Annotated in this window: 1 protein-coding gene; it reads right to left on the reverse strand. The window is 71.5% G+C overall.

The features are described 5' to 3' along the window. Positions 1-14 precede the first annotated feature (14 nt). Positions 15-383: DUF1707 domain-containing protein (locus D7Y13_RS46790; RefSeq protein ID WP_158626287.1), on the reverse strand; the 369-nt coding region annotated here is incomplete at its 5' end.

Genomic DNA, 383 nt, shown 5'->3' on the forward strand with positions numbered 1-383 from the left:
CCAGTGCCGCGCGGCTAGCGGTTGCCGCCTTGGCGCCGGTCGCGGCCCCTCTTGCCGCCCGGGCCGTAGATCACGATCGCCACAATCGGGATGAGCAGCCAGACCAGCCAGGTCCGCACGACGGTGAAGAACAGCACCAGGCAGATGAACGGCAACAGGGCCATGACGACGTCGCGGCTCCGGTCGCCGTCCTGCCGCCGCTCCATGGACGTCCCACCGGCGCCGGCCGGAGGTTGGGAGGCGCCGATACCTGCGGGAGTGGTGGGGGAAGTTGCGGTACCGGTCGGCCAGCCAGTGCCGGGCGGCGAGTCTGCCGGGCGCGGCGGCAGGTCCGCGAAGAGGGCGTTGAGGTCGGCGCGGGTCACCGCATTGAATGCCTTGGT

The sequence above is a fragment of the Corallococcus praedator genome (assembly GCF_003612125.1).
In the GTDB taxonomy this organism is placed as follows: Bacteria; Myxococcota; Myxococcia; order Myxococcales; family Myxococcaceae; genus Corallococcus; species Corallococcus praedator.